The 7,806-nt window shown below is 60.9% G+C and carries 5 protein-coding genes and 1 pseudogene; 5 read left to right on the top strand and 1 reads right to left on the bottom strand.

Features of this window, described 5'->3' with window-relative positions; genetic code table 11:
* Window positions 1-24 precede the first annotated feature (24 nt).
* From RUW20_RS21680 to RUW20_RS11635, 5 genes and pseudogenes are all read left to right on the top strand, one after another.
* Entirely contained in the window at window positions 25-468 is a 444-nt protein-coding gene (locus RUW20_RS21680) for a DUF2726 domain-containing protein (RefSeq protein ID WP_409559350.1), read from the top strand.
* 427 nt (window positions 469-895) lie between these two features.
* Window positions 896-2,167: pseudogene (locus tag RUW20_RS11650) on the top strand (CHASE3 domain-containing protein); the annotation flags it as partial.
* A gap of 36 nt (window positions 2,168-2,203) precedes the next feature.
* Window positions 2,204-4,294: an ATP-binding protein gene (locus tag RUW20_RS11645; protein WP_409559349.1), complete on the top strand. Its 2,091-nt coding sequence runs from the start codon at window positions 2,204-2,206 to the stop codon at window positions 4,292-4,294.
* Window positions 4,288-5,121: a response regulator gene (locus RUW20_RS11640; RefSeq protein ID WP_313952388.1), complete on the top strand. Its 834-nt coding sequence runs from the start codon at window positions 4,288-4,290 to the stop codon at window positions 5,119-5,121. The genes RUW20_RS11645 and RUW20_RS11640 overlap by 7 nt, the downstream gene beginning before the upstream one ends.
* 28 nt (window positions 5,122-5,149) lie before the next feature.
* A complete protein-coding gene (locus tag RUW20_RS11635) occupies window positions 5,150-5,878 on the top strand; it encodes a Crp/Fnr family transcriptional regulator (protein ID WP_313952387.1) in 729 nt (242 codons plus the stop codon).
* Window positions 5,879-6,102: 224 nt separating this feature from the next.
* Here RUW20_RS11635 and RUW20_RS11630 read toward each other — a convergent pair whose 3' ends face one another.
* Entirely contained in the window at window positions 6,103-7,323 is a 1,221-nt protein-coding gene (locus tag RUW20_RS11630) for an aminotransferase class I/II-fold pyridoxal phosphate-dependent enzyme (protein ID WP_313952389.1), read from the bottom strand.
* Window positions 7,324-7,806 lie beyond the last annotated feature (483 nt).

The following is a 7,806-nucleotide window of genomic DNA, read 5'->3' as shown; positions in this document are numbered from 1 at the left end:
GAGAGCGAATGTGGCGGCGCAGCAATTCCAGCGAAGGAGTTTTGCAAGAGGCTCCTTTGTGTCATTGAGCTCAACGACAAGTCGCACAGCCAGACGAAACGCCAGCGGCGCGATGACTTTCTTGAGTCGGCGTGCCGGGCAGCCGGGCTACCCCTTCTGGTATTCGCCGCTCAGGCCACCTACTCTCTCGAAGACGTTCGCCGCAGGCTCGCCGAGCTGCTACCCGCAAAGGCTACTGAGACTGCGGTTCTCTCGCCTGCCGCCAGCGTTGCGCCAGCCGAGACACCAGCGAGTGCACCGACGCCTGCAGCCGAAGCCACCGAACAGCCAGAGGCGCCGGCTTGCCCGAAGTGTTCCCGCGCCATGCTCAGGCGGACTGCCAAGGGTGGCGAGAATGCCGGTCGTGATTTCTGGGGGTGCCCTGACTTCCCGAACTGCCGAGGAATGCTGGCGCTTTCGGCACGATGACCGGAAGTGGCCGATGGTAGGCTTTCAGCACTCGACCAGAAAGCAGCCATCGGGAACCGACAAGTCACGGGCGCGGGCCGGGCAGCTTGCCGTCGGCGCTCCGTTTGAGCGAAGGGTTGGACGATAGCACCTGCCAGTCTTGGCTCCCCATCTCTCTGAACATGATCGGTCGGTCAATGCCGGAGTCTTCCGGAAAGTGCCACGCTCAGTGCGCCAGCGCACTGAGCGCGGCACGGTAATCCGTCATGATCAAGTATCGTGGCCAGGAATTCATTCACGGACCCGATTCGCCGCACGGCCTGTTAATGTGAAAGTCGCGTACGCGACTCACGAATTTCCCTTCTCCCCAGCGCGGGCCGGGGAAGAGGGGGGACGGTCATGACTTTCATGATCTGGGGTATCTCGACATCTCATGACCGTTAGCTGAATGGAGCATCACTCTTGCAGGATGAGTGTCTATACAGGTGAGCAACGGCTCAAACCTTGGGTCATGCACTGCGCCAGACCGATTCACGCTTATTTCATTGGGGTTGGACATGCCCGGGGAAAATTCAAAGTGACCATCAGCAACAAGGACGCTGGCAGGAACGCGGGCCGTTCTCTCGCGAAAGCGACGCATAAAACGCAGGCCTGGTTCGTTGCCGCGGTCCTGCTGGTGGTGCTGGGGGTTCTGTTATCGCTGTGGACGTTCAGGCAGATCGAAGAAGCGTCCGCTGTGCGGAAACATACCTACGCTGTCATTTCGGATGCCGGCCGTTTTCTGTCTGCATTGGTCGATGCCGAGACCAGTCAGCGCGGCTACTTGTTGACCGGTGACGAATCCTTTCTGGAACTGTATCGGGTACAGCGCGCTATCCTCAGTGGCCGTCTGCAGGAATTGCGGCACCTGACCTTGCTTCCTGCGACCCAGAAACACCTTGACGCCGTCGCTCCATTGACCGAAGCCAAATTGGCTGAAATGTCGCAGTCCATCGAATTGCGTCGCCAGCAAGGGATGCCGGCCGCACTGACGCTGGTACGCAGCGGTCAGGGCAAGACCTTGATGGATTCGATCCGTAGCGAAATGCGCGGCTTTATCGAACTGGAAGAAAACCTGCTGGCGCAGCGCGAAGCGGAATTCCAGTCTGAAATGCGGCGCATGTTTTCACTCATTGTGGCGGCCAGTCTGCTGGCCTTGCTGTTTGCCATTGCCTTTGCCTGGTTGATCTATCGCCAGACACAACAGCGCTTCAAGGATTTGATGCATCTCGAAACACGGCATTTGCTCGAGATTCAGGAGGCGATGAATGGTCAACTGCAACAGGCCAACGCCGCGATCGGTGACCGCGAGGAAAAGCTGGCGGTGACGCTTGACTCCATCGGCGACGCGGTGATCGCCACCGATGCCGAAGGACGCGTGACCCTGCTCAACCCCGTTGCCGAGCAACTCACCGGGTGGACGCAGGCGCAGGCCATCGGCCTCCCAGTGGGCGAGGTTTTCCAGATCATCAGCCAGAAAACACGTGAACCCGCCACCCTCCCGGTAATCGAAACCCTGGCGCAGGGCACGATCCAGGGCCTGGCCAATCACACCGTACTGATTGCGCGTGATGGCCGCGAGAGCGATATCGCCGACAGTTGTGCACCGATTCGCGACCGCGACGGTCAGGTGGTCGGTGCCGTGCTGGTGTTCCGCAATGTCACCGATGACTATGAATTGCAGCATGCCCTGGAGGTGCAACAGATCGAACTGGAGATGCAGAACGAGGAACTGAGCCAGTCGCGGGCGGCACTGGAAACCTCGCGCTTGCGCTATTTCGACCTCTACGACCTGGCACCGGTCGGCTATTGCACCCTGAGCGAAGCGGCGGCCAATCCGGGGCTGATCCTGGAGGCCAACCTGACCGCCGCCACCTTGCTGGGTGTGGCCCGGGGCAAGCTGGTCAAGCAAGCCTTCTCCCGATTCATTTCCAGTGAAGGCGCGGATACCTTCCATCTGCTGCGCAAACAGCTCAGTGAGACCGGTACGGCGGCGCCGTGCGAGTTGCAGATGGTCAGGCAGGACGGCACGCCTTTCTGGGTGCGTCTGGAAGCCACGGCGGCACAGGACAATGCCGGATCGCTCACGCGCATCGTGATCAGCGACATCAGCTCGCGCAAGGAGGTGGAAGACGCGCTGTACAAGGCCGGCGCCCTGCAACGTGCGATTTTCAACAGTGCCAATTTCTCGAGTATCGCCACCGACGCCAGCGGCGTCATTCAGATCTTCAACGTTGGCGCGGAACGCATGCTCGGCTTCGCCGCGATCGACGTGATGAACAAGATCACACCGGCGGATATTTCCGACCCGCAGGAAGTCATCGAGCGCGCACAGACACTCAGCGCCGAGCTGGAAACGCCGATTGCACCGGGCTTCGAGGCCCTGGTGTTCAAGGCCTCACGCGGCATCGAGGACATCTACGAGCTGACCTACATCCGCAAGGATGGCAGCCGCTTCCCGGCGCTGGTCTCGGTCACCGCCCTGCGCGATGCCCAAAACTCGATCATCGGCTACCTGCTGATCGGCACCGACAACACCGCGCGCAAGCGCATCGAAACCGAGCGGGCACGGCTCGATCAGGCTCTGAAGGACAAGAACGTCGAGCTTGAGAAGGCCAAAACCGTGGCCGAAAAAGCCAATCTCGCGAAATCGGAGTTTCTCTCCAGCATGAGCCATGAGTTGCGCACACCGCTCGGTGCGATCCTTGGTTTTGCCCAACTCCTCGAATCCGGCACGCCCTTGCCGACGTCCTCGCAAAACAAAAGCATTGCTCAGATCCTCAAGGCCGGGTGGTATCTGCTCGAGCTGATCAATGAAATCCTCGATCTGGCGCAGATCGAGTCCGGCAAGCTGTCGCTGTCAATGGAACCGGTCGCGCTGAGCGAAGTGATGTGCGAATGCGAGGCCATGATCGAGCCGCAGGCGAAAAAAAGTGGTATCGATCTGACTTTCGAGCGTTTCGAATTGCCGTGTTTTGTCCAGGCCGACCGGACACGGGTCAAGCAGGTACTCATCAACCTGCTTTCCAACGCCATAAAATACAACAAGGAGGATGGATCGGTCAGCGTCACGGCTACCCTGATCGATCAGAATTTGATTCGTATCAGTGTCCGGGACAGCGGCGCAGGACTGTCTCCGCAGCAGCTTGCGCAACTTTTCAAGCCGTTCAACCGTCTTGGGCAAGAGGAAAATGACACTGAAGGCACCGGCATCGGCCTGGTAGTGAGCAAGCGGCTGATTGAATGGATGGGGGGCAAAATCGGCGTCGAGAGCACGGTCGGGGAAGGCAGTGTGTTCTGGATCGAATTGAAGCTGATCCCTGAACCGCAGGTGCTCGCTGCTGCGGCCGAAACGCTGGCGCCTGATCAGTTGCCGGTTGAAGGCGCCGCACCGCTGCGCACCCTGCTCTACGTTGAGGACAACCCGGCCAATCTGATGCTGGTCGAGGACCTCGTCGCGCGGCGGCCGGATATTCACCTGTTGAGCGCAGCGGACGGCTACCGGGGCATCAAGATTGCACGCGACGCCGTGCCGGATGTGATCCTGATGGACATCAACCTGCCGGGCATCAGCGGCCTGCAGGCGCTCAGAATACTGGCTGAAGACCCGGCAACAGCCCATATCCCGGTGATCGCGCTCAGTGCCAATGCCATGCAGCGCGACATCGACAAGGGGCTCGAAGCCGGATTCTTCGGATATCTCACCAAACCGATCAAGGTTGCGGAATTCATGTCTACGCTGGATGTGGCCCTGCAATTTGCCGCTGCAGAGCGCAACAACGCCGCCCATAAGGAATCCGCATGTTGATCACAGAATCCGAAATACTTGGCGCCAGAATCCTGATTGTTGACGATCAGGAATCCAATGTCAGTCTGCTTGAGCAAATGCTGCTTGACGCCGCTTACCTCTCTGTTAGCTCGACCATGGATCCACGCGAGGTCTGCGCGCTGCATCGAAAAAACCGCTACGACCTGATCCTGCTCGACCTGCAGATGCCCGGCATGGATGGTTTCCAGGTGATGGAAGGCCTCAAGACCAACACGGCGGACAGTTTTCTGCCGGTGCTGGTGATCACCGCCCAGCCAGGCCACAAGCTGCGCGCCCTGCTGGCCGGTGCCCGGGATTTCATCAGCAAGCCCTTCGATCTGCTGGAAGTCAAGACCCGCATCCGCAACCTGCTGGAAGTTCGGCTGCTGTACGGGAAGCTCGAAAATTACAGCAAGGAGCTGGAAGAGACCGTGCAGGAACGGACCGCCGAACTGCGCGAAAGCGAAGCCCGCTATCGCAGCCTGACCGAACTGGCTTCCGACTGGTATTGGGAACAGGACGAGAACATGAACTTCACCAAGGTTTCCGGCCCGGTGCTGGAGATGCTTGGAATCCGGGTCGACCAGCTGGGCGGCGATGCCGATGATGCCGTCGGTAAGCAATTGGCCGGCTGGAATGAGGCGGAACGGGATTTGCTACAGGCGACCATTGCCGCCCGGCAACCTTTCCTGGACTTTGTGTTCACCCGCGTCAATGCCGATGGCTCGCAGCAGAAGTTTCAGGTCAGCGGGGAGCCGATGTTCAATCAGTCCTGCCGCTTCCTCGGTTACCGAGGAATCGGCGTCGAACTCACCGGCAAGTATTGAAATGAACTCACGGGGTGGGCCCCTGGCCATGTCAACTGCGCACAGTCCGAATCAGAACCATCTTCTCGCCGCCTTGCCGACGGCTGAATTCGAGCCGCTGGCGGCGCAACTGGAACTGGTTCCGATGCCTCTAGGGCAGATGCTTTACGAACCCGGCGGACAGTTGCAGCACGCTTATTTCCCGACCACCTGCATCGTCTCGCTGCACTATGTCACCGAGTCTGGCGCGACGGCCGAAACCGCCGGCGTCGGTAGTGAAGGCGTTGTCGGTGTTTCGCTGTTCATGGGCGGCAACACCACATCGAGCTCGGCCGTAGTGCAAACCGCAGGCCACGCCTACCGGCTGGAGAAACACAAATTGCTGCAGGAGTTCAATCGTGCCGGCCTGCTGCAGCGCCTGTTGCTGCGTTACACGCAGGCCTTGCTGACGCAGATGGCGCAGACGGCGGTGTGCAACCGGCGCCATACGCTTGAGCAGCAATTGTGCCGCTGGCTGCTGATGACCCTGGACCGCCTGCCGACGAACGAGTTGGTGATGACCCAGGAACTGGTCGCCAGCATGCTCGGCGTGCGCCGGGAAGGGGTTACCGATGCGGCCGGGAACCTGCAGCGCGCCGGCTGTATCAGTTACCGGCGTGGCCACATTGCCGTTCTTGACCGAACCGGTCTGGAGACCCGCGCCTGCGAGTGCTACGCCGTGGTCAAGAAGGAAATGAGCCGCCTGCTCTCCGATGTGCAGTATCGTCAGGGAATCTAACTGTCGCCAGGCAAGCGCCGCCTGATTCCTCATGGGCTAATGGGTGACTCTTGCGCGACGGCGTTGGCAAGCGCGGCCACGTGGGCCGTGCCGACATTACATCAGCTCGTTCCTTGTCGTCACTACGCCCACACGACGCCGGCCGCGAAGGCATGACGTCGTTCGAGCCGCTGGCAGTTCGGGGATTCGCCTGTTGCCCCGGCCGCACTGGTTGCTACGGGGGGTCAGGGACGCGCACCGCCCGCTGCTTCGATCCCGGCTTCGACGAGGCAGTTTTGGATGCGTTCCGTGGTCTGCGCAATATCTTCATCGAGGCCGATCGAAAAGCGGATCAAGCCCTCGCGCAAGCCTGCCGCCTCGCGTTCTTCGGGCGGTATCTCCGATGAGGTGCTGTGGCCGGGGGTGTTGAACAAGGTCTTGAAGTAGCCGAGGCTGACCGCCAGATAGCCGACCTTGTCGCGTTGCATCAGGGTCATCAAGCGGTTGGCGGCGGCAAGGTCGCCGGCGTCCAGGGTCAGCATGCCACCCCACCCGTAGCCCGGGTTCATCAGCCGACCCAGCAAGCTGTGATGCGGATGGCTCGCCAGTCCCGGGTAGTGCACGGCGTGACCCAGTGCTTCGAGCCGGCTGGCGATGTGCAGCGCGTTGGCACCATGTTGACGCAAGCGGATGTGCAGACTGTGCAGGTTCTTCAGGATGCTTGCCGCGCGCGTGCTGTCGAGCACCGGGCCCAGGAGCATGCTCGGCCCGGCGTTGATGTCGGTCAATCGGGCAATGAACTCGTGCGAGGAGACGACGCAACCGGCGACGCAGTCGCTGGTGCCGTTGACGAACTTGGTCAGGCTATGCACGACAATGTCGGCGCCGTGGCGAAGCGGTGAAAGGATCATCGGCGTGAAGGTGTTGTCCACCACCAGCTGCGCGCCGTGTTGGTGGGCGATGGCGGCCAGCGCCGGCAGGTCGGCGACTTCGAGCAAGGGGTTGCTGAGTGATTCGCAGTAGAGGACGCGCGTTTGCGGGGTCATCGCCGCGCGCACGGCGGCGTGGTCGCGCAGGTCAACGAAGCGGGTTTTTACACCGAAGCGCGGTAGCAGGTTCTTGAGCAGCGCATAGGTGCCACCGTAGATGCTGCGGCCGCAAACGATCTCGTCGCCAGCGCCACACAGGGTCATCAGCGTGGTGCTGATGGCCCCCATTCCCGATGCCATGACCTGTGCCGATTGGCCATCCTCCATGCGCTCGAGGGCGCTGGCGAGGTACTTGTTGGTCGGGTTGAAGTGTCGTGAGTAGAGAAAGCAGCCTTCGATCTCGTGCTCGAACAACTCCTCCATTCGTTCCGGGCTCAGGAAAGTATAGGTGGACGAGTCGGTGATCGAAGGGTTGACGTCGCCGAACTCGCCGAAGACCAGGTAGTCCTGAACGCGGGAGGCTGGACTGAAGGCCATCTTGGTGTCCTCCGGGTGGTAATGAGGGTGACAACCGTAGCACGTGTTCCGCGGTAAGGGTATAGCCACTTTACGCTGGCGCATTTTCGGCGGCAGTTCGGTGATCAGCCGACGCGTGCCGTGGGCGAGCTGCTCTCTGGCGATGTCGTAGCGGCGGTGCTCGAAGAGGAAGTCGCTGCGTGTCGCCAACGGATCTATCCGCCGCTGACGACCCTGGGATGGTTCATTGGCCACGCAGTCACGTCCTCGTTTCCCAACTCATGCGGGATGACCGGCTTGACCATCGCATGCGGGGGGTACGGACGCGGTCACGCAGTTCAGGAAGGTAGCCGGCAGCGCTTGGCCCTGCCGGCCGAGACGATGCCTCCGCCAATGACGCTCAGCTCGGCGAGATCGTCTGATCCAGGCCGAGCACCTGGTTGCGGCCGCCCTTCTTGGCGAGATAGAGCTGCTTGTCGGCAAGGGCTACGATGCCTGCCGAAT

This window comes from Accumulibacter sp., assembly GCF_032229525.1.
In the GTDB taxonomy this organism is placed as follows: Bacteria; Pseudomonadota; Gammaproteobacteria; order Burkholderiales; family Rhodocyclaceae; genus Accumulibacter.
Note: the sequence above shows the minus strand (reverse complement) of the source record. Positions and strands in the feature narration are given on the sequence as shown.

What these genes read in the sequence shown, in the direction of transcription:
- RUW20_RS11645 (WP_409559349.1), top strand. Translation starts at nt 2,204, where the DNA reads ATGCAGAACGAGGAACTGAGCCAGTCGCGGGCGGCACTGGAAACCTCG.
- RUW20_RS11640 (WP_313952388.1), top strand. Translation starts at nt 4,288, where the DNA reads ATGTTGATCACAGAATCCGAAATACTTGGCGCCAGAATCCTGATTGTT.
- RUW20_RS11635 (WP_313952387.1), top strand. Translation starts at nt 5,150, where the DNA reads ATGTCAACTGCGCACAGTCCGAATCAGAACCATCTTCTCGCCGCCTTG.
- RUW20_RS11630 (WP_313952389.1), bottom strand. Translation starts at nt 7,323, where the DNA reads ATGGCCTTCAGTCCAGCCTCCCGCGTTCAGGACTACCTGGTCTTCGGC.